14 protein-coding genes, 1 tRNA gene and 1 pseudogene are annotated in these 20647 nt (G+C 66.3%); 10 read left to right on the top strand and 6 right to left on the bottom strand.

All coding sequences use genetic code 11. From position 1 onward, the window contains the following. Positions 1-381: 381 nt before the first annotated feature. Positions 382-531 (bottom strand): hypothetical protein, encoded by a 150-nt coding sequence (locus tag O7597_RS10365; protein WP_281582571.1) that lies wholly within the window; start codon positions 529-531, stop codon positions 382-384. Positions 532-904: 373 nt separating this feature from the next. On the opposite strand from O7597_RS10365, the gene O7597_RS10360 reads away from it, so the two are divergent. The 3 genes from O7597_RS10360 to O7597_RS10350 all read left to right on the top strand — a co-directional run bounded on the left by O7597_RS10360 (position 905) and on the right by O7597_RS10350 (position 7645). Beyond that, positions 905-6613, top strand: a complete 5709-nt coding sequence (locus O7597_RS10360) for a polymorphic toxin-type HINT domain-containing protein (RefSeq protein ID WP_281582570.1) — start codon at positions 905-907, stop codon at positions 6611-6613. Positions 6614-6622: 9 nt separating this feature from the next. After that, positions 6623-7090: a DUF4304 domain-containing protein gene (locus O7597_RS10355; protein ID WP_281582569.1), complete on the top strand. Its 468-nt coding sequence runs from the start codon at positions 6623-6625 to the stop codon at positions 7088-7090. 496 nt (positions 7091-7586) lie between these two features. Next, positions 7587-7645, top strand: a tRNA-OTHER gene (locus O7597_RS10350). A 511-nt stretch (positions 7646-8156) separates the two neighbouring features. Here the strand turns inward: O7597_RS10350 and O7597_RS10345 are convergent. The 3 genes from O7597_RS10345 to O7597_RS10335 are packed head-to-tail and all read right to left on the bottom strand — an operon-like array spanning position 8157 to position 10038. After that, positions 8157-8879, bottom strand: coding sequence for an ABC transporter permease (locus tag O7597_RS10345; RefSeq protein WP_269742708.1), 723 nt, complete (start codon positions 8877-8879; stop codon positions 8157-8159). Positions 8880-8896: 17 nt separating this feature from the next. Beyond that, positions 8897-9832: an ATP-binding cassette domain-containing protein gene (locus O7597_RS10340; RefSeq protein WP_269740694.1), complete on the bottom strand. Its 936-nt coding sequence runs from the start codon at positions 9830-9832 to the stop codon at positions 8897-8899. After that, positions 9829-10038 (bottom strand): hypothetical protein, encoded by a 210-nt coding sequence (locus O7597_RS10335; protein WP_269740695.1) that lies wholly within the window; start codon positions 10036-10038, stop codon positions 9829-9831. Before O7597_RS10335 ends, O7597_RS10340 begins: the two co-directional genes overlap by 4 nt. A gap of 122 nt (positions 10039-10160) precedes the next feature. Here O7597_RS10335 and O7597_RS10330 point away from each other — a divergent pair, with 122 nt between their 5' ends. Further along, positions 10161-11099 carry a LysR substrate-binding domain-containing protein gene (locus O7597_RS10330; RefSeq protein WP_281582568.1) on the top strand — a complete coding sequence of 313 codons (939 nt, stop codon included), beginning with the start codon at positions 10161-10163 and terminating at the stop codon, positions 11097-11099. A 1410-nt stretch (positions 11100-12509) separates the two neighbouring features. Then, positions 12510-13625, top strand: a complete 1116-nt coding sequence (locus tag O7597_RS10325; protein WP_281582567.1) for a hypothetical protein — start codon at positions 12510-12512, stop codon at positions 13623-13625. Positions 13626-14129: 504 nt separating this feature from the next. Here the strand turns inward: O7597_RS10325 and O7597_RS10320 are convergent. Then, on the bottom strand, positions 14130-14294 hold the full coding sequence (locus O7597_RS10320) for a hypothetical protein (RefSeq protein ID WP_269740698.1): 165 nt from the start codon (positions 14292-14294) through the stop codon (positions 14130-14132). Positions 14295-14478: 184 nt separating this feature from the next. Here O7597_RS10320 and O7597_RS10315 point away from each other — a divergent pair, with 184 nt between their 5' ends. From O7597_RS10315 to O7597_RS10305, 3 genes and pseudogenes are all read left to right on the top strand, one after another. Continuing rightward, complete coding sequence (locus O7597_RS10315) at positions 14479-14607, top strand: hypothetical protein (RefSeq protein WP_281582566.1); 129 nt, start codon at positions 14479-14481, stop codon at positions 14605-14607. A 2-nt stretch (positions 14608-14609) separates the two neighbouring features. Continuing rightward, entirely contained in the window at positions 14610-14900 is a 291-nt protein-coding gene (locus O7597_RS10310) for a transposase (protein ID WP_269740700.1), read from the top strand. 687 nt (positions 14901-15587) lie between these two features. Beyond that, a pseudogene (locus tag O7597_RS10305) lies at positions 15588-15791 on the top strand (alpha/beta fold hydrolase); the annotation flags it as partial. A 69-nt stretch (positions 15792-15860) separates the two neighbouring features. Here O7597_RS10305 and O7597_RS10300 read toward each other — a convergent pair. Further along, entirely contained in the window at positions 15861-17021 is a 1161-nt protein-coding gene (locus tag O7597_RS10300) for a hypothetical protein (RefSeq protein WP_281582564.1), read from the bottom strand. A gap of 1144 nt (positions 17022-18165) precedes the next feature. Between O7597_RS10300 and O7597_RS10295 the strand changes: the two genes are divergently transcribed. Further along, the gene (locus tag O7597_RS10295; protein WP_269740702.1) at positions 18166-19083 is read left to right on the top strand and encodes a ParB N-terminal domain-containing protein; all 918 of its coding nucleotides are present in this window, start codon (positions 18166-18168) and stop codon (positions 19081-19083) included. Between the two features lie 40 nt (positions 19084-19123). Then, positions 19124-20647 carry an alpha/beta fold hydrolase gene (locus tag O7597_RS10290; RefSeq protein WP_269740703.1) on the top strand — a complete coding sequence of 508 codons (1524 nt, stop codon included), beginning with the start codon at positions 19124-19126 and terminating at the stop codon, positions 20645-20647.

Below are 20647 nucleotides of genomic sequence, written 5' to 3'. Positions count from 1 at the left end.
CTACACGAAGCCGCCCATCACACCGGTACCCGCCGTGCCGGTCACCGACGTCGCCCCCGCCGACACCCCGCAGGCGCGCCTGAGCCGGGCCAGCGACAAGCCGGCACCGGTCTGGCCCGCCGTCGGTGCCGCCCGCATCGCGGTGGCCGCCGACGGCGGACCCGCACTCGGCAAACCGGGCGGCCTGCCCGTGCGCGCGACAGCCAGCGATTCGACGATGCGACGGCTCGGCGCGCCACCACGACAGGTCGACATCGAGGTGCTGGACCGGGCGACCACGACCAAGGGCGGGATCAAGGGTGTCCTGCTGCGGGCTGCGGCCAAGGACGCGAGCAGCGGAAAGCTGAACCTCAGCATCGACTACGGGTCATTCGCCACCGCCTACGGCGCCGACTGGGCCACCCGGCTCAGAATCGTCGCCGTACCCGAGTGCGCCCTGGCCACCCCGCAGCAGAAGCAGTGCGCGGCGACCCCGCTGGCGTCCACGAACAACCTCGCGACCCACACGGTGTCCGCCGACGTGAGCGTCACCGCGCAGGCGTCGCTGTTCGCGGTGTCGGCTGGGGCATCAGGTCCCGCCGGTGACTACAGCGCCACCCCGCTGCAGTCCTCATCGACCTGGTCGGCCGGCGGCAACAGCGGAGACTTCACCTGGTCCTACCCCATGCGCGTGCCGCCGGCACCGGGTGACCTCACCCCGCAGCTCGCGCTCGGCTATTCCGCCCAGTCGGTCGACGGCCGGCACGTCGCGAGCAACAACCAGCCGTCCTGGATGGGAGAAGGCTTCGAAGCCTGGCCCGGCGGCTACATCGAGCGTCGCTACCGCGCCTGCGCCAAGGACATGGACGGCAACGCCAACAACACCACCAAGACCGGCGACCTGTGCTGGGCAACGGACAACGCGGTGCTGTCGCTGGGCGGGCACTCCGGCGAGCTCATCTACAACGCCAGCGAACAGCGGTGGCACCTGCGCGCCGACGACGGCACTCGCATCCGACGCGAGACCGGCGCCACCAACGGCGACAACAACGGTGAACACTGGGTGGTCACCACCACCAACGGCATCGAGTACTGGTTCGGCCGGAACCGCCTGCCCGGCTGGACGTCGAACAAGCCGGTAACCAACTCGACCTGGACAGCTCCCGTCTTCGGCAATCACCCGGACGAGCCCTGCCACGCCACCACGTTCGCCAACTCGCACTGCGGGGGCGACAACCAGGCATGGCGGTGGAACCTCGACTATGTCGTCGACCTCAACGGCAACTCGATCTCCTACTGGTACGAGAAGGAAACCAACCGCTACGGCCGCAACCTCACCGCCACCGACGCCGCCCGCTACGACCGCGGCGGCTGGCTCGACAAGATCGAATACGGCACCCGCAACACCAACAACGTCGACTCGATCTTCTCCACGCCCGCCCCGATGCGCGTCGACTTCGCCGAGGCAGACCGCTGCAAGAGCAACTGCACCACCCACACCGAAACCACGTGGCCGGACACCCCGTGGGACAGCGAATGCACTGCGGCGCCCTGCACCGACAACCATTCGATCACGTTCTGGTCGACCAAGAGGCTGGCCAGCATCACCACCCAGGTCCGCAACGGCAGCGGCTACGACAACGTCGAGCGGTGGACCTTCACCCACGGCTTCCCGGACCCCGGCGACGGCACCCGCGCGGGTCTCTGGCTGGAGAAGATCTCCCACGCGGGGCTCGTCGGCACCACCAGCACCGTGCCGGACATCGAGTTCACGCCGGTTCAGAAGCCGAACCGGGTCGACGCGATCGGTGATCACTCGCCGGCGATGAACTGGATGCGGATCACCCGGATCCGCACCGAGACCGGCGGCACCATCAGCGTCAACTACTCCGACGCCGACTGCGTCGCCGGCCAACCGAAGCCGGCCCCGGCAGACAACAAGCGGCGGTGTTACCCGGTGATCTGGGAACCCGAAGGCTACAGCTCACCGGTCACCGACTGGTTCCACAAATACGTCGTGACGACGATCTACGAGGCAGACAACACCGGCGGCGCCCCACCCCAGGGCAGCCCGCGCGTCGTCTACTCCTACAAGTACTTCGACGCCGCCTGGCATTACAACGACGACGACGGAATCATCGACAAGAAGGCCAAGACCTGGTCCGACTGGCGCGGCTACGGCCGAGTCGAAGTCACCACCGGTGACCCCGGCGAGCAGACCGCCACCGAAACCCGCTACTTCCAGGGCATGCACGCAGACCGGGCCTCCACCACCGTCGGTGACCGGCGCAGCGTCACGATCGACGGCATCACCGACCACGACTACTACGCCGGCATGGTCCGCGAGCAGAAAACCCTCAACGGCCCCGGCGGGCCGTCGGTGTCCCGAGTGACCAACGAACCCTGGGCATCCGCCGCCACCGCCACCCGGACCATCAACGGCGACACCGTCACCGCCCGATTCACCCGCATCGCCACCGTCCGCTCCTACACCGCCCTCGACGCAGGACGCGGCGAACGCGTCACCCGCACCACCACCAGTTACGACGCCTACGGCATGGCCACCACCATTGACGACTACGGCCATGACGGCGTCACCGGCGACGAACAATGCACCAAAGTTCACTACACGCCACGCAACAGCGACATCTGGCTCATGGACCGGCCCCACCGGACGCAGACCTACGCCGTCAAGTGCGCCGACACCACCGGCACCCTCACCGAAAGCCAGGTCATCGGGGAGACCCGGACCTCCTACGACGGCAACTCCTTCGGCACCGTCCCCACCCGTGGCCTGACCACCCTCACCGAGGAGATGGCCACCTGGAACGGCGGCGCTCCCACGTTCACCACCACCGGCCAGGCCGGCTACGACGCCCACGGTCGCGTCACCTCCTCGCGCGACGCGATGAACTACGAGACCAAGACCGCCTACACCCCCGTCACCGGCGGACCGGTCACCTCGGTCAAGATCACCAACGCGATGCTGCACGACACCACCACGACGGTGTCACCGGCCTGGGGCTCGGTCACCAGCAGCGTCGACGCCAACGGCAAGCGCACCGACCTGGCCTTCGACGGCCTCGGCCGCATCACCAAGGTCTGGCTAGCCGACCGCGACAAGGACACCGATCCGGCCAGCGTCGTCATGGACTACCGGATCCAGAACGGCGCCGCCAGCTACGTCGCCACCTCCCGGCTCAATGCCGCCGGCGGCTACGTCACCTCCTACGCCCTCTACGACGGTCTGCTGCGTCCCCGCCAGACCCAGGCGCCCTCCCCGTCCGGAGGACGGCTGCTCAGCGAGACGTTCTACGACTCGGCCGGCCGGGAGAAGAAGGTCTTCGGCGTCTACCACACGACCGGGAACCCCGGCGGATCTCTGGTCACGGCCACCGAACGGGCCCTGGTGCCCACGCAGACCAGGACCGACTACGACGGCGCCGGGCGGGTCATCGCCAGCGTCTTCCAGCCGTACGACGTGGAACGGTGGCGGACCAAGACCTACTACGCAGGTGACCGTACCGACGTGACCCCACCCGGCGGTGGTACCGCGACCTCCACCGTCACCGACGCCCGCGACCGGGTCGTCCAACTGCGCCAATACCACGGGCCCGCCCCCACACCGACCGTCGCCGGCAGCTGGGACACCACCACCTACACCTACAACCGCAAGGGCCAGACGGAACTCATCACCGACCCGGCCGGCAACTCCTGGAAGTACACCTACGACCTACGCGGACGGCAGGCTACGACCGAGGACCCCGACCGAGGCACCACCACCTTCACCTACGACAACGCCGGCCGGGTCAAGACCACCACCGACGCGCGACAAAAGACGATCGCCTTCGTGTACGACCCGCTCAACCGCAAACGCTTCGCCTACGACAACCAGGTCGGCGGCACCATGCGCGCCCAGTGGATCTACGACACCCTCGCCAAGGGCCACCTGACCCAATCCACCCGCTTCCTCCCCGGCGGCGCCAACTACCAGGTCAAAGTCACTGGATACACCGACACCTACCAGCCCGAAGGCACGCAATACATCATCCCCACCTCCGAGACCGGCCTCGGCGGCACCTACAACTACACCAACACCTGGAACCCCGACGGCACCCTCGCCTCACTCAGCATGCCTTCGACCCGGTCCGACCTCGGCGCCGAAACACTGCTGTACAGCTACAGCGACCTGGGGCTGCCCACGACACTCGAGACGCTGACCGGCAGCACCACTACCAGCTACGTCGACGAAACGATCTACAACGCCCTCGGCCAACTCGACCAATACGACCTGCACACCGGCAGTGGCGGACACGTCTGGCAGCGCTTCACCCGCGAACTGGAAACCGGCCGACTCACCGGCATACGCACCGACCGAGACAGCGTCGCCCCCCACACCCTCGGCGAGACCCGCTACACCCACGACCCCGCCGGCAACATCACCAAGATCGCCGACGTGGCACCCGACCCGGTCGACGACACCCAGTGCTTCACCTACGACCACCTCCGCCGACTCACCCACGCCTGGACACCGACCTCAGGCGACTGCGCCGCCACCCGCAGCGCCGCCAACCTCGGCGGCCCAGCACCCTACTGGCACTCCTGGACCTTCGACGCCATCGGCAACCGGAAAAAGCACAACATCCACACCACCACCGGCGTCAGCACCACCGACTACCACTACCCCGCGACCGGTGCCGCCCGACCCCACGCCCTGACCTCCACCAGCGGCGCGAAAACCGGCACCTACACCTACAACGAAACCGGCGACACCCTCACCCGTCCCAGCCCATTCGGCACCCAAACCCTGACCTGGGACGCCGAAGGACTCCTCGAAACCGCCACCGACACCACCGGACAGACCCGCTACATCTACGACGCCGACGGCAACCGGATCATCCGCCGCGACCCCACCGGCGCCACCCTCTACCTCCCCGGCCAGGAAATCCGCTACACCAACGCCACCAGCGCGAATACCTGCACCCGCTACTACAGCCACGCGGGCAGGACCATCGCCTCCCGCACCGCCAGCGGACTCACCTGGCTCGCCGACGACCACCAGGGCACCCAGAACATCGCCATCGACAACGTCACCCAGGTCGCCACCACCCGCCGCCAAAGCCCCTACGGCGAACCGCGCGGCAGCAGCCAACCCACATGGCCCAACCTCAAGGGATTCGTCAACGGCGACACCGAACCCACCGGCCTCACCCGCCTCGGCGCACGCCACTACGACCCCGCCATCGGCCGCTTCATCTCCGTCGACCCCATCCAAGACATGGCCCAGCCACAGCAATGGCACGGCTACTCCTACGCCAACAACAACCCCATCACCTTCAGCGACCCCAGCGGTCTCTACGCCACCGGCGACAACGACGGCCACGTCCGCGACATGAGCCCCCAACGCGGCGTCCACAAAATCGTCGACTACACCCCGAAGGTAAGTAAGACAACCAACCAACGTCCGCCAACCGTACTAGTCAGCAACATCAACTACACGATCAAGGTGGACCACTCCGACGGGCAGGTTTTTCTTAACACTTACCCTGTGCCCCCGGGAATGAGTGCCTCGCTACTAACCTCGCTCATGAAGAACTATTGCCAGGACGGCATATGCGACGAGATCTTCAAGTGTGGCAACTTCATGTCCTGCGAGATGGCGCAAACTGACCAAGAAGCGGCCATGGCCATTTCGGGGATATGCAATCAAGATCTATGTACGAAATCCTTCCGATGGGCTAATGCGAAAGATCACTACAATCTGACCGCATACGTTCACGGCTGGGACGACGGCAACTTCGGAGGAACTAAACTTGCCAGTGCGCTTGCCAGTTCTCTGGGTGGAAAACTCGCCTACCGATCACAACTGTCGGCCTGTCGCGGGAGCAGCTTCATCCCTGGCACCCGAGTCCTCATGGCGGACGGCTCAACAAAGCCGATCGAAGAGGTGCAGGTTGGAGACCTCGTAGTCGCTGCAGACCCTGAAACTGGAGAAGAAGGTCGACGACTCGTTACGCATGTAATCGGCAGCGAAGGCGAGAAGACTCTCGTTGAAATAACTGTCGCCAGCGATGAGCTGGAAGTGGCTAATACGGTCGTCGCAACTGACGAACATCCGTTCTGGGTGGCGAATCTCAGTCGCTGGATCGAGGCCCGTCACCTGCATCTAGGTGACGTCCTCAAGACTGCTGCCGGAACCTACGTGCAAGTTGCGGCGCTGCGCACTTGGACTGAGTGGCAGTCCGTGCACAACCTCACGGTTGATGACCTCCACACGTACCATGTTGTGGCAGGGGACGCTACACTGCTGGTTCACAATACGGGAGGCTGCAATCGGAACGCCAAGGGACAGTTCACGTCCGGCGAGAATGAGGACGCCGATCGAGGGCGCCAGATTCACAAGATAAGTTACCGGGCTGCGTTGGGTGATGGTTATGACTACGAGCACACCCTTCCGAGTGGGCGCCGGCCTGACGCCATCGACTGGCAGAACCGAATAGTCCGCGAACTAAAATCTGACGCAGCGAGCAGCCAGGCAAAGGGGCGCCGTCAGCTCGCTGACTACGTGGCAGAGTTGGAGAGCGTGACGGGTAAGAAGTGGACTGGCGTCCTGGATACGTACTCACGGCGTTAGGCTGGCCCAATGAAGGTAAAGCAGGAGTTTTCCCGGATCCTTGAAGAAGAATTAGACGGGATGCGTTTTCGTCGGCGCGGTACCAACTGGTACCGCCTTGGTCAAGAAATTTACTCAATAGTGAACATTCAGTCGTCGAGGTGGGACTCGCTGTTTTACGTCAACCTGGGGTTTGCTCCGGCAGGCGATGTTCCAGGAGGCTGGCTCGCTGAGTCGAAGTGCATGCTTCGCTTTCGGCTCGAGGCGATCAAACGAGTGCGCCCTGATAGCCTGCGCCTCCTAGACGACAGTGTTATAAGTGAGAGAGTCGACCAGCATTGGCGGTCGGCGGTAAGAGCTGGGCTGGTTCTGCCGATTGTGGAAACCCTCAAACGTGCCGACAGTGTCGAAGGTCTAAAGGGTTTGCTCGAGACCGAAATCTCAGACCGGGTCATGATACATAGAGACATGCGGAGATTCCTTGCCTTACCTGAATAGCCTACGGATCGACAGGTGGGGGTTCGAGGTCTGTCGGGGCGCGGTTCGGGCGCTTTGTGGTTCTGCCGACGGCCGGAATCTGGCTGGGAGGAATGTCGCAGAACGGAGCATCCGTTGCTCCAAGGCTGCTCGAATGCCGAGTGCGGAGGCCGCGCAGGGCGGTGAGCCACCAGAACTCGAATAGTGGGTCGTCGATGACGGTGTCGAGGAACGCGCCGAGCTGCTCGGCGGTCCACACTGCGGTAGATCCAGTACCCCGGACCACGAGCCGTGGCGACCATGGTTGCTCGGTGGCTGCTCGGAAGTCAGGGAACTGACGCGGACGAACCGCTACCCCCGCGGATTCGACCGGAGGCGCGGGATCAGCTTGCCCATCGACGGTCGAAAATTGATGGCGCCGCCACGACATAGACCTGCAAGAACCGAACCGGATAAAGGCGGACTATCGGGCTCGCGGTCGGACGAGTTGTCGGTTGAGTGCTGGTCGTAGAGCTATGCGCTCGTGGCTTTGCACTACGGATCAGAAGGTTAGGGGTTCGAGTCCCTTCGGGCGCGCAAGATCATAAGGGGTCTGACCTGCCGGAACGCGGGTCGGGCCCTTTGTGCTGTCTGGCCGGTGTGGACGGTGGGTGTCACGTGGGTGCGATGTGGGTGCAGCCCCGGAACCGACCTTCACGCGGGTTTGTCGGGACGTGACCTGCGGCTTTGCGGCCTGCTTGCGCTTCAATGGGGGCGGAGTACCTGTTTTCGGTTTCGTCGGCGCGGGGGTGCCGGCTTTGGGGCCGTGGTCGGGCCGGAGCAGGGTGGTGGCGTGGTGGTGCCAGCCGTGGCGTAGGCGGGTGAGGATGCGCCAGTTCTTGAGGTGGGCGTGGGCGTGTTCGTTGGCGACGCGTTCGCGGGCGAGCAGGGTGTTGGCAGTTTTCTCGGCGCGAGTGAGTTTGTGGTTGCGGCAGGCGCGGCGGCCGACGACCAGGCCCGCTTCGGCAGCGTCCCGGCCACAGGCGGGTGCCGCCCAGGGCGATACTCGTCCAGGGCGGCACACTGCGGGCAGTCAACCGGATGGCCGTCAGGCCCGCTTGGTGAATGTCGAGCGTGCCCAGGCGTAGCCGATGACCGCGATGGCCAGACACCAGATCAGGGCAGGAATTACGTCACCGGCCGCCGGTGCGCTGTTGAGCAGTCCGCGCACGGTCTCGATGATCGGGGTGAACGGCTGGTATTCGGCGAACTGCCGCAGGCCGGGGCCCATCTTCTCGGCGGGAACGATGGCGCTGCTGAAGAACGGCAGCATGACCAGCGGTACGGTGGCCAGGCCCGCGGTCTCCGGGGATTTGGCCGACAGCCCGAGCGCGACGGTGAACCATCCGGCGGCGACGGCGAGCAGCGCGATGATTCCGGCGATGCCGAGCCAGTCGGTCAGGCCGGCGCTCGGGTTGAAGCCTAGTAGGAACGCGACGCCGACGAGGGCGCCGATGGCGATCAGGTTGGTCAGGACGCTGGCGACGACGTGTCCGGTGAGCACCGCGCCGCGGGAGATGTCCATGACCTTGAACCGGTTGATGATGCCTTTGGTCATGTCGGCGTTGACCGATGTCGCGACGGATCCGAGGCCGTAGCAGACGGCCAGCAGCATCAGTCCTGGCGTGGCGTAGTCGATGTAGTCGACGCCGACGTCGAAGGCGTCGCCGAACATGTACACGAACATCAGCATGATCACGATCGGCATGAGGACCGCGTTGAACACCGATGTGGGGTTGCGGGTTGTGTGCTTGGCGTTGCGGCGCAGCATCACCAGCGCATGGGACTTCACTTGGCTGCCACCTCCGTGGTCTGGCCGGTGAGGGCGAGGAAGACGTCGTCGAGGTCGGGGCTGTGCACGGACAACTCCTCGGCGTTGAGCGAGTATTCGTCGAGTCGGTCCAGCAGTGTCCGCAGCGACTTGGTGCCGCCGTCGCTGGGCACTCGCAGCGTCAACGCGTCGTCGTCGCGGGTGGCTTCGGGCAGGGCCTGCGTAGCAGCGTCGAGTTCGGCGGCGGTGGTGAACCGCAGGCGGACGTGGGTGCCGGGGATCAGGCGCTTGAGCTCGTCGGGGGTGCCCTGGGCGACTAAGCGGCCCTGGTCGAGCACGGCGATCCGGTGGGCGAGCTGGTCGGCCTCCTCCAGGTACTGGGTGGTGAGGAAGACGGTGACGCCGTCGGCGACCAGCCCGCGCACGATCGACCACATGGTGTGCCGGCTGCGCGGGTCCAGCCCGGTGGTCGGCTCGTCCAGAAAGATGATTTTCGGGTTGCCGACCAAGGTCATCGCCAGGTCGAGTTTGCGGCGCATGCCGCCGGAGTAGGTCGAGGCAGCCTTGTCCGCCGATTCGGTGAGCTCGAACCGTTCCAGCAGTTCGGTGATGACGCGCTCGCCGTGGCGCACGCTGCTGAGGTCGACCGTCAGGCGCAGGTTCTCCCGGCCGGTCAGCAACTCGTCGACGGCGGCAAACTGGCCGGTGACGCCGATCGCGGCGCGCACCTGCCTGGCCTCGGTCGCGACGTCGTGGCCGGCGACGCGGACGGTTCCGCTGTCGGCCTTGATCAGGGTGGTCAGCACGTTGACGGTGGTGGTCTTGCCCGCCCCGTTCGGGCCGAGCAGCGAGAACACCGTGCCCGTGGGGATCTCGAAGTCGATCCCGTCGAGCACGAGCTTGTCCTTGTACGCCTTGCGCAGCCCGGAGACCGCGACCGCGGGGGTCGTCACGTCGTCACCTCTGCCGTGTCGAGCGCAGCGCCGATCTTGCCGGTCATGGCCGGGACGGCGTCGGCCGCGTATGCAGCCTCGAGCACGGCGTCAACTGGCTGCTCGATGGCGAGGTTCCAGGGGCGGCGCGCGGTATCGAAGCCGCGCTTGCCAGGGAGCCAAACCTGGCCGCGGACGATGGGGCGCGAATCGCGCAGGGCACTCATGTTGGTCCTTTCGTGCAGGTGGACGAGTGTGTTGTGTCTCCACCCTGTGACGGGCCGGCTCATTGATCAATGCCGACGTGTGCAAGGATCGTGAAGCTAGATTTAACGATCTGGGGGGACCTATGCTGGAGCGCCACGAACTGGAGGCGTTTCTCGCTGTCGCCGAGGAACTGCACTTCGGTCGCGCCGCTGCACGGCTACGGGTCTCGACCGCGCGAGTCAGCCAGACCATCCGTAAGCTGGAACGGCAGGTTGGCGTCGCGTTGTTCGACCGGACGAGCCGCCGGGTCGAGTTGTCCCGGGTCGGGCGCACGCTGTACGAAGACCTCCGGCCGGCCCATGATCAGATCACCGCAGCGCTCGACCGAGCGATCGAGGCCGGCCGAGGGTTCAGCGGCATCCTGCGAGTCTGCTTCACCGGCGCTGCCGGCGGCCGACTGCTGGTCCGTGCAGGCCAGGCGTTCCGGCGGGACCATCCCGAGTGCGAAGTACAGATCCGCGAAGCGCAGCTCGGCGATCTCATGCCCTGGCTGCGGGGTGGCGACGTCGACCTGACCCTGGCCACCTTCCCGGTCGACGAGCCTGGCGTGGTCACCGGTCCGGTCCTGGTGTCCGAGGCCCGGTTCCTGGCCGTGCCGGTCGAACACCCCCTTGCCCGTCGTGACGCTATCTCGGTCGAAGACCTGGCCACGGTCACCGTTCTTCAACTGCCCGACACGCTGCCGCGATCCCTACTCGCCGATCGAACTCCACATAGCACTCCGGCCGGGCTTCCCATCAGAGCCGGACAGTCCGCCGCGACGTTCCAGGAGATCCTCGCCCTCGTTGGCGACGGACAGGGCGTCTTTCCCGTCGGCGCCAACGCCAGGCGCTACTACCCGCGCCCCGATGTCGCCTACGTACACCTACGCGATGCGCCACCCCTACAGTGGGGCCTGCTCTGGCGCGCGGACGGTGCCACCGCCCGCGTCCGCGCCTTCGTCGAAGCGGCCCAGAACGTTGCCCGCCCGTTGAACCAGCCGCAGGGTTGCGTCGATTTCGGCTCTGTCTGGGAAACGTAGCGCCAAACGGCCGCAGCTGGAGCTGTCTCTCGGCCCGGTCGACCCCGGGTTAGATCCCGCTCGCGCAGGGCATGCCGGAATAGCAGCATCTCGACGATTATTGACATAGGTCGTAGAGGGCATGACCGAGCGGCAAGACCGCCCGCTGTGCACAGTTTACCCGGTGAGCTGGCTTCGTTGCTCAAACCAACCGGGCTACCACATCGCCAGCCGCGTCGCGGCCGACGACGCTGACCTCGGTGAGGTCCATCCCGTTTCGCTCAGCACCGCTGCGGGGAAGCCAGACAGCGTAGGCGCCGACCTGGCTACTACTAGGCGTTGGCAACGAATGCACGGCCGCTGTACTGGTGCTGTCGAACATAGTCACCGAAACGGTCGCGATGGCTCCTCGAATGACGCCGACGAGGATAATCCTTCGGGACTGCGGATCCTGGGGCACGGGAACGCCGCAAGGCGACGACCGGCCGCGTCGAAGCGGCCGCGATCGTGGCTGCCCGGCCGCCGAAGCTGCCGCGCGGCGCGGAGTACATCGTCGACGCGTGGTTGTGGGGCGCCGGGCAATGAGTGCTCCCAGCTCGCCGGCAAGTAGCTGATCGCCACCGGAGACCGAGCCCGACGCCGTCCACCCGAGTCCGGCGAGCAGACCGACGGTCCGGAGCGGGTGTCGCTGGTCTTCAGCGAGGACGCGTGCTGCTGGGCGCTGCACTACGACCTGAAGGTCGACGAGCCGGTCGCGTACGCCGAGCACCTCACCAACCGACGCCGTCGTCGAGGGCCTGGCCGACACGCTGATCGCACTGAACCGGCCTGGCTCTGTCCCCACCTCCCTCCGGGCCATCCTCGTCATGCATCACATCATCAGAAATGTGGATGTCGGTTGCCGTCTATATGAATATGATGGCTCTCAAGCTTGAGTCACCCTAGAAAGAGGAGGGAAATGACAACTGTCCTTACGTCGCCGAGTGCGAGCCCATTGGAGAAGATGGCTCGTGCCAGGTGGCCTGCTGAGAGTGCCGGACCAGAGAGTAAGCCCTCAGGATCACCGAATCTGATTACGGGTGTCATGACTGACTACATCATCTAGTGCCAGTCTAGGGCGGCGTACGGCCCGTGCCAGTGGAGCCGGGTCGATCAAGTCTGAGTAGCCGCCCTCGATTTGCTTTAGGAGTTGCAATGACCTCGACCGAGTTCCGCACGAACCGCCTGTCCAGCACAACGCTAGGGAGCATGCGTGACGCTGTAAAGGGTCGCAAGCTAGCCCCGACGCCGCCCGTCATGGCCACGCCCGCTGCACTCGTCGTTGTCACCGCCACGGTCGTCGTAGCCACTAGCGGCTGACCGTCGATCCCAAACGTGTGGGGTTGGTTTGCAAGGCCGGATCCACCTTACGGTGCGGAGGCTTGAGCAGAGATGGGTCTGCTGAAAAGCGCGGTACGCTTCGTTCTTGCACCGCATTCGCTCAACAGGCAAAAGACGCTCATCGCCGTCGAGCGGCTGAGCGCACTGACCCACCCGGTGTCCAGCCTCGAGCAAATGACCCGGACAGCGGACGGCGCCACAGGCGGCCTCAACGATCTCGCCTTAATCAGGCAGACCTTCGTAGGTTCCGGCCCACTGACCCGGCTGGCCGCCAGCCCACCCGGCGGTCCGCAGAGCACTGCAGCGCTGCATGCATTACGTGCTTGCGCTGCCGTCCCGCTGCTTGCGCCCACCGGTCGGATGCCCCAGATCAGGCTCGCGGCAAACGCCGCGATCGCCCTTACATCCATTCCGCTCTACGCCCGCAGCATCCACCGCGCGGACGGATCCGATCATGCCTCATTCCTGGTCCAGGCGGCGACGACGTTGGCCCGATCCAGCCAAGACCCGCGTGTGGCCGACGCCGTGCTTTGGTTCCTCGCCCTCCAGTCCACCTTGAACTACACAATCTCGGGCTGGGCCAAGATGGTGAGTCCCACATGGCGGTCGGGCCAGTCGCTTCCTGGCGTACTACGCACTGTGACGTACGGCGACAAGGACGCCTGGTCGCCTGCCGCCCGTCATCCGCGCCTTAGTCGAGTAGTCGGCAACTCCGTGCTGGGCCTGGAATGCGCATTCTCGCTCACCTTCGCCTGGACACTACCCGGGCACCCGCCGGCCGGCACACGCTGTGGACGTATGCGCATGCCCCACGGTTCGAACACCGACGCCAGCGGAGCGGTCGTCGCGCAGATCAAACGGTTCGCTCCGGGCTTCCGCGAGGTGATCATGGCAAAGAATGTCATCCGCGCAAGCTCGCAACGTAGTCACAACGCCAACTACATCGGTGGTGATATCACCGGTGGCGCGATGACGATGTGGCAGACCGTCATGCGGCCGGTGCCGCGATGGAACCCGTACCGGACACCGGTCCCCGGGGTGTATCTGTGCTCGGCGTCGACACCGCCCGGCCCTGGTGTACACGGGATGGCCGGTCTGGCTGTCGCCAGCCAGGTTTTGCGGCGCGAATTCGGGATAGCTGCGGATCCGCTGCAACTACTGCGCTAATCCAGTGCCCAATCGGATTCACGACCAAAGGAGATTGTCTCATGTCCCAGCGTCCAACTGCGGTGTCCTTTCTCGTCGTGTGCCTGACCGCCCTTGTCGCGCTCGTTGTGGGCACGCCCGGGCCTGCTAGCGCGGCGATCACGACACCGTCTCCGTGGTCTGCTGAGTACGGCGATGCGACAGCTAGCGGCACCTTCACCCGCACCGTACGCACTGTCACGGACCTCTTAACCATTACGACGGTGCAGGTAGAGGGCGAGTTGATCAATCGGTCGAGTACCTGCTACACGTTTCAGTGGCAGCTTAGCGGCCTCAACCCCGGGTGGAGCGACGGCCCCACGCTGTGCGGATCCGGTCAGACGCCTATCTTCGTCTCAGGGAGCGCCACGGGCTTCGGCACGGCACAACTTCAGTTCCGCATTTGCCGATCGGACGGGCCGTGCGGACACGCGACGCGGTACTGAATCCCGCGATGATCGATCGTCTGGATGGACTAGTGCCTCGTCATGCGGCCTTGAACGGGTAATCCGGGTGGCGGATCTTGGATCCGGGGGCGAATCCGGATTTCGGTCGGGCGCGTTGGTTGCGCCAGCTGATGTAGTCACCGATGACGGTGTCCTGTTCGATGTGGCTGCGGTGGTCGGTGCCGTTGAGGTCGAAGTCCCGCACCGCGGCGAACTCGGCCTCGATCCAGTTCAGCCGACGCGTGGGTCGTAGGAACGCCAGGTCGACGTGGGGGTTGCAGGTTCAACGGCCACTGAACCTGCAACCCCGTCCCGGCCGGGCCTGGCGACCTCACCGACAGCCGGTGCAGCTAAGGGCCACTTACACCCGTGACCAGGGTGTACGGCACATGATCGCCGCCCTGGATCTGACCACCGGCCGCCTGCACTACCGCATCCGGGACCGCAAACGCTGGCGCGAGTTCCTCGACTTCCTCAAGACCTGCGCCGTCGATGGCCCGCCCAACGCCTCTACCTGATCGTGGACAACTTCTCCCCGCACAAGCACCCCGAGGTCCGCGCCTGGTGCACTGCCAACCAGGTGGAGCTGGTGTTCCTGCCGACCTACGCGTCGTGGCTGAACTGGATCGAAGCCGAGTTAGCCGCAGTGCGGTACTTCGCTCTCAACGGCACCGACCACCGCAGCCACGCCGAACAGGATGCCGCCATCGGCCACTACATCCGCTGGCGCAACCAGCGCGCCAAACCAAAATCCGGATTCTCCGCCCCTTCCAAGATCCGCCATCCGGATCACCCGTTCAAGGCTGCATGACGGGGCACTAGTTGTAGTGCGCAGGTGCGTTGTTGACGCGGCTGATGGGTGGTTTGCCGTCAAGTGAGGTGTTGGTTGCGATGGTAGTTGTAGCCAACGGCCTGCGCTGCTCATTCCCTCAGATCGAGGATGTGCAGCCGGTAGGCTTTTACTACTGCATGTGTGCGGTTTCGGGCGGACAGCTTTCGCAACAAGCTTAGAACATGCGTGTTTACCGTGGCCCGCGTAATTAGAAGGCGTTCTGCGATTTCCTGGTTGGACAGCCCTTCCGCAAGCAGGCGGAGAATATCATTTTCGCGCTCCGTTATTGATGCTTTTCCCCCGTCGGAAATCATCTCCCTTTATACCACGATATTGTACGTTCGTCGACCCGAGTCGATGAACCTATTCTGACCGGTCGCGGCTCGGGTCTTAGAGGGTGTTTGAGAAGTTCTCGTGATGGATGGCGTGTCGCGCCGTCGGTTACTGTAGGGTGTTGCGACGACCGGTTGAAACCGCCTTCGCTGCCCCTGTCGCTTTGGAAGATCACCCCTTCGACGGTGCCGCCGCGGGTGACGGCGGCCATGTTCAGCGCGGCGACGATCAGCCCGGCGTCGTGGTGCACGCCCATGGCGTAGCCGAGGATGCGCCGGGAGTACAGGTCGATGACGGTGGCCAGGTAGAGCTTGCCTCAATGAGCCGTCCGGCCCCCCGGCGTGGCGCGACCTGCCCAACTACCACCTCGTTGCGATGCAGGACCGCAACATCCCCGCCGAAGCTCTGACGTTCATGGCCGAGCGCGCCAACGGCACCGCGGTGCAGGCGCCGGGCGCCTCCCACGCCGTACTCGTCTCACAACCCGACACCACCGCCGACCTCATCGTCCGCGCCGCGACGGAGACGACCCGGTAGGGCCGGATCGCCCTGGCCGCAGCGGCCGTCACACACCGGGATGGCGACCGCCCGCACCATGATGGCCGGTTATCGCGTGCCGGTCCCGCGGCTGAACAGGAGGCGGTGGAACCAGGTGGAGCGGAAGCCGGTCGGCTGGTAGGGCAGCTCGACCGCCTCGGTGAAGGCGCCCCGTGCGGTACGCACCGTCACCAGCGCGGCGTAGTCAGGATGGATGCCGTCCATGCTCAACGTCCGTGAGAAGTCGACCTCCACAATGTCGCCGTGTGCCACCTCGACGGGTACGGCGAAGATCGGCACGTACACCGGGATCCACGTGGTCTCCCGCGTCAGGGTGTCGACCGGCGGGGCGCCCGGATAGGTCCACAGCCGCAGCCAGAGCAGCAGGCCGTCGATACGTGCGTCGTCGGCGACCACCAGCACCACCGCCTCGTTGCCCTCGGTGCGGGTACCGGATGCGAAGTCCAGGTCCTCCACGATGCCGGTCGAGCTGACCAGATGCCGGTACGTGACACCGCTCAGGCACATCCGCGCGTCGAACGGCGTGTCCCGGAGCCGGAAAAGCTCGTCCAGGTAGGGCGGAGCCAGCGGGGAGAGCCGCATCCCTGGGGCGATGTCCCGGGCACAGACCGCCGAGGCCATGGTGCACGCACGGACCGGGATCATGGCGGCGCCGGGCCGGGTCAACCGGCTGCGGGCGTCATTGAGGATGGCGGCCGCGCCCGCGGATCCGGCGATGGCGCCGATGGTCGTGGAGACGCACACGTCGGCGGGCTCCCGTAGCAGCAGGTCGGTCGACTGGCCGTCGAAGCGGGCGATCCGGTCCCGCCCGGGATGCCGGCGTGGTGCGAGCCGGGACGGGGGACCGCCCGTGACGGCCACGACGGAGGAGGCGCCACGGTCTGCGGCGTACCGGGCCCAGATGGCGTCCCGACTGGTGTCGATCTCCAGAACGCGACGGCCGCGGGCGACCTGGTCGAGTGCGGTCCGGAACGCGCCGGTGCGGATCCGGTCGGTGGCGCGTACGGCGTGGGCGAACTCGTCGATCACCGGATATTCGCTGATGGACGGGAAGAACACCGGCTCGGTACGCCGACCGCGCTCCACCCGTCCCTCGATGTCCGGCCACGACGGCAGGGCCAGCCCTCCGGGATCCATCGCGATCCCCATCAGCGCGCCGGCGCAGCCGACCACCCCCTGTGCCCGGGCGAGTCGCCGCAGGGCCGTCATGACTGTCCACACTGGCGCGGGTCTCCTTCGGTTCTCGGCCGGGCGGTAACGGCGCGGTGGGTAGGTCAGACGGCGGTGCCGGGCCCGCAGGTGACGACCCCGCCGTGCGCCGGCCGGCACGGGCGGGTGCGGAAGTTCGTCGGGTCCCGGCTGCCCGGGGCGCTGCCGACGAGGGAGGTGGCCGCCGTGCCGCTGTAATGGGCCAGCGTGACGAGGTGGACGGCCAGGTCCCTGGTTGACGACGCGCTGCACCCGGTGGCACTGCCCGGCGTGCGAGCCGGACACCTCGCCGGCAACGGTGACTTGTTTCGTGAACAGAGTCGGATGGCTGCACTGCGAAGTGCCGGAGACGCCGGGTACCTCCGGGGGTGGTGGAGGTGGCGACGGCGCCGCCGCGGTCTCGTCCGAAGTGCTCCACGTCGTGGCCGGCGGGCCGTGAGGTGAGTGGCGAGTGTGCCGGCCGTCGCCACCAGCAGGCCGACCCGAAGCACTCTGAACACGTTATGGGTTCGCATGGTTCTCCTCTTTAAATTGATGTGAACACGGTGTTGAGAAATGGCGGAACCAGCTCAACCGCATGTCAACGGGACCCAACCATGACTAACTGACCGCGGGTATTCGATCATGAGCCCGACGTGAGAATCGTTCGAAAGTAGGATTTCGGCCCGGACGTTTCCGACCCTCCCGGGGTCGCCCGCTGGGCGGCGGGTCCGGCGGGACGCCGTCGCCGACGCCGGGAAGAGAGCGCACGCCGAGCCAATACGCCCACTATGGACAGTATTGCGCAAGGCCTTGCCGATGATCCGCGTCGCTTCGGCGTCGACCCTCTCCCCGGAACCGCACTTGCGCCCAGATCGACGTTTTGTTGTCATCCAAGTCGAGATCGTGGCTGCTGACGGAGCGGCAGGAAGCTAGGCGTCGGCATTGACGTTCGTTATACTCGGCGCGGCGCATAACGGTCATTCGTGAAGCGTGGGCATCTACGACCGGAGCGCGGTACTTCTGGTAAGAGGCAACACGGGGGAGTGCGTTGTTAATCGACAAATCTCGTATCACGTCGGCCGCGGCGATCCCGCGCCCGGCAGTTCATCCGACCATTGCACCCGGCGCCCGGCAGCAGCGCGCCAAGCAGAGTTACGAACGGGTGCCCATCGGGAGCCTGCTGCCCGCCGACTCGCCCCGGCTCGACGGCGAGAACGAGGAACACATCCGCCGGCTCGCCGAGTGTGCCGAGCCGCTGCCACCCATCGTGGTCGACCGCCGCACCATGAAAATCGTCGACGGCATGCACCGTTATCGCAGCGCCCAGCTCACGGGCGCTGAGCAGGTGACCGTCCGCTACTTCGACGGCAGCGTGGACGACGCCTTCGTACTGACCGTCAGCCTCAACACCAAGCACGGCCTTCCGCTGACCCGGCAGGACCGGCTGGCGGCCACCGCCCGGATCCTGCGGACGCATGCCCATCTGTCGGACGCCGCGCTGGCCGGCATCTGCGGTGTCTCGGACAAGACGGTGGCCAAGATCCGTCGTCAGCTGTTCGACCCCGAAAAGTCCGGGGTCGAACAACGGGTCGGCCGGGACGGACGCCGGCGGGCGGTCGAGTCCGGCGCCGCGCGGGTGCGGGCGGCCGAGATCATACGGCGTAACCCGGTGGCGAGCCTACGTCAGGTCGCCGCCGCCGTGCGGCTCTCGCCCAGCACGGTCAAGGACGTCCGGGACCGACTCGCCCGGGGCGAACCACCGGTGCCGGGCCGGGTCGCCGGTCCGGCACCGGCCCCGGAGCAGGTACGGCCTGCCGACGAGGCATTGGTCCGAGCCTGCCTGGCGAACCTGCAGAGCGACCCGCGCGTGCAGCAGAACCACGTCGGCCGATTCCTTCTGCGACTGATCCGCGGCAACGCCATAGACCCCACCCGGTGGGAGGAACTGGCCGACACCGTGCCGCGGCAATGGGCCCGTCCGCTGTCCGAGGTCGCCGGGATTTATGCCGCGGCGTGGACCCGGTTCTCCAGGCGGCTGGCCGCCCGCAGCGCGGATCCGGTCTCCCGCTCGTCACTCTGACAGATCGGCCGTCGGCCGATCGCCCTACTTCGGAGCCCAAATGAAACTCTGTCCTGCCGGTGTCGGGGCGGCCCTGGTGCTGGCGCTCACGGCGCCGGTCATCCCCGCGTCCCCCGCCACGGCCACTGCCGTGTCCGGGGTCGCCTGGACCGCCTGCGATCCCGAGGTCCTCCATCCGGTACCGGTTTCCGAACGCGCCTCGTTGAGCTGCGGATCGGTCGCGGTGCCGGTCGATCACGACGTGCCGTCCGCCGGCACCCTTCCGCTCGCTCTGATGCGGCGCCGAGCCGGCGATCCGAATCAGCGGATCGGCACCCTCTTCGTCAACATCGGCGGTCCCGGCGGGTCCGGTTTCCTCTACACCCGTCTGGTCCACGAACGCTTCGCGCCGTCCGTGCTGGCCCGCTTCGACATCGTCGGCTTCGATCCGCGCGGTGTCGGCCGCAGCGGCCCGGTGCGCTGCTTCACCTCCCAGGAGCAGGTGTACGGTCTGCTGTCGCGCAGCTTCGCCGCTCCGGTCCAACCGGCGGAGATCGCCTCCAGCATCGACGCGGCCGACGAGTACTCGCGGCTGTGCGCCGCCAACGCGGGCCCGCTGCTCGAGCACCTGTCCACCCGGGACGTGGCGCGTGACCTCGACCTGCTGCGTGCGGCGGTGGGTGACGACAGGCTGAGCTACGTCGGCCTCTCCTACGGCACGTTGCTCGGCGCGACCTACGCCGCGCTCTTCCCCCAGCGGGTGCGCTCGATCGTGCTGGACGGAAGCGTCGATCCGCAGCTGCGTACCGCCGACGGCGCGCAGTATGTCTACCAGCGCTCGCAGGGCTTCGAACTGGCGCTGAACGCGATGCTGACCCAATGCGAGGGCAGCGGGACCCGCTGTGCCCTCGCGCCCGGCGCCCGTGCCAAGTTCACCGCGCTGCGGGAGCATCTGCGCACGTCCTCGTTGAAGCGCGCGGACGGCTCGACCGTGACGTTCAGTTCGTTCGTCAGCGAGCTGGTGTCGCTGCTCCAGCAACCCGCCCTCTTCGACGAGCTGGCCGCCTCGCTGCAGGCGGACTACGAGGTGATGCGTACCGGCAAGGCCCGGAGCCCCGCAACCACCGGGACGGCCGGGGAGACGGCGTACCACGGGGACGACTCCTATTTTGGGGTCAACTGCACCGACATGCCGTTCCCCGACGCGCTCGACCCGGCCGCCACGGCGACCGCCTGGGAGAAGGTGTCGCCGACCTTCGGCCGGTATCACGCCTTCCTCGAGCCGGCTCAGTGCCCGAGCTGGCCGTCCACCGGCGCCGATCGCTACAGCGGGCCGTGGGCCAACAGGTCCGGCCGCACGATCCTGGTGTACGGCAATGTCTTCGACCCGGCCACCCAGTACCGCTTCGCCCAGCGGATGGTGAGCCAGCTGGGCGACGCCCGCCTGGTGACGGTCGGCGCCTTCGGTCACACCATCCTGGGTGACTCCGCCTGCACCGACCAGATCACCGCGGCCTACCTGGTCGACGGCCAGGTCCCGCCGGCTGGGCGAATCTGTCAGCCGGACCTGACCCCGTTCAGCTGA

It is taken from the genome of Verrucosispora sp. WMMC514, assembly GCF_027497295.1.
Classification (GTDB): domain Bacteria; phylum Actinomycetota; class Actinomycetes; order Mycobacteriales; family Micromonosporaceae; genus Micromonospora; species Micromonospora palythoicola.
The sequence above is the reverse complement of the archived record's forward strand: the minus strand, read 5'-3'. Positions and strand labels throughout refer to the sequence as shown.

What these genes read in the sequence shown, in the direction of transcription:
- O7597_RS10325 (WP_281582567.1), top strand. Translation starts at nt 12,510, where the DNA reads ATGGGTCTGCTGAAAAGCGCGGTACGCTTCGTTCTTGCACCGCATTCG.
- O7597_RS10315 (WP_281582566.1), top strand. Translation starts at nt 14,479, where the DNA reads ATGATCGCCGCCCTGGATCTGACCACCGGCCGCCTGCACTACCGCATC.
- O7597_RS10355 (WP_281582569.1), top strand. Translation starts at nt 6,623, where the DNA reads ATGAAGGTAAAGCAGGAGTTTTCCCGGATCCTTGAAGAAGAATTAGAC.
- O7597_RS10290 (WP_269740703.1), top strand. Translation starts at nt 19,124, where the DNA reads ATGAAACTCTGTCCTGCCGGTGTCGGGGCGGCCCTGGTGCTGGCGCTC.
- O7597_RS10335 (WP_269740695.1), bottom strand. Translation starts at nt 10,038, where the DNA reads ATGAGTGCCCTGCGCGATTCGCGCCCCATCGTCCGCGGCCAGGTTTGG.
- O7597_RS10300 (WP_281582564.1), bottom strand. Translation starts at nt 17,021, where the DNA reads ATGACGGCCCTGCGGCGACTCGCCCGGGCACAGGGGGTGGTCGGCTGC.
- O7597_RS10345 (WP_269742708.1), bottom strand. Translation starts at nt 8,879, where the DNA reads ATGCTGCGCCGCAACGCCAAGCACACAACCCGCAACCCCACATCGGTG.
- O7597_RS10330 (WP_281582568.1), top strand. Translation starts at nt 10,161, where the DNA reads ATGCTGGAGCGCCACGAACTGGAGGCGTTTCTCGCTGTCGCCGAGGAA.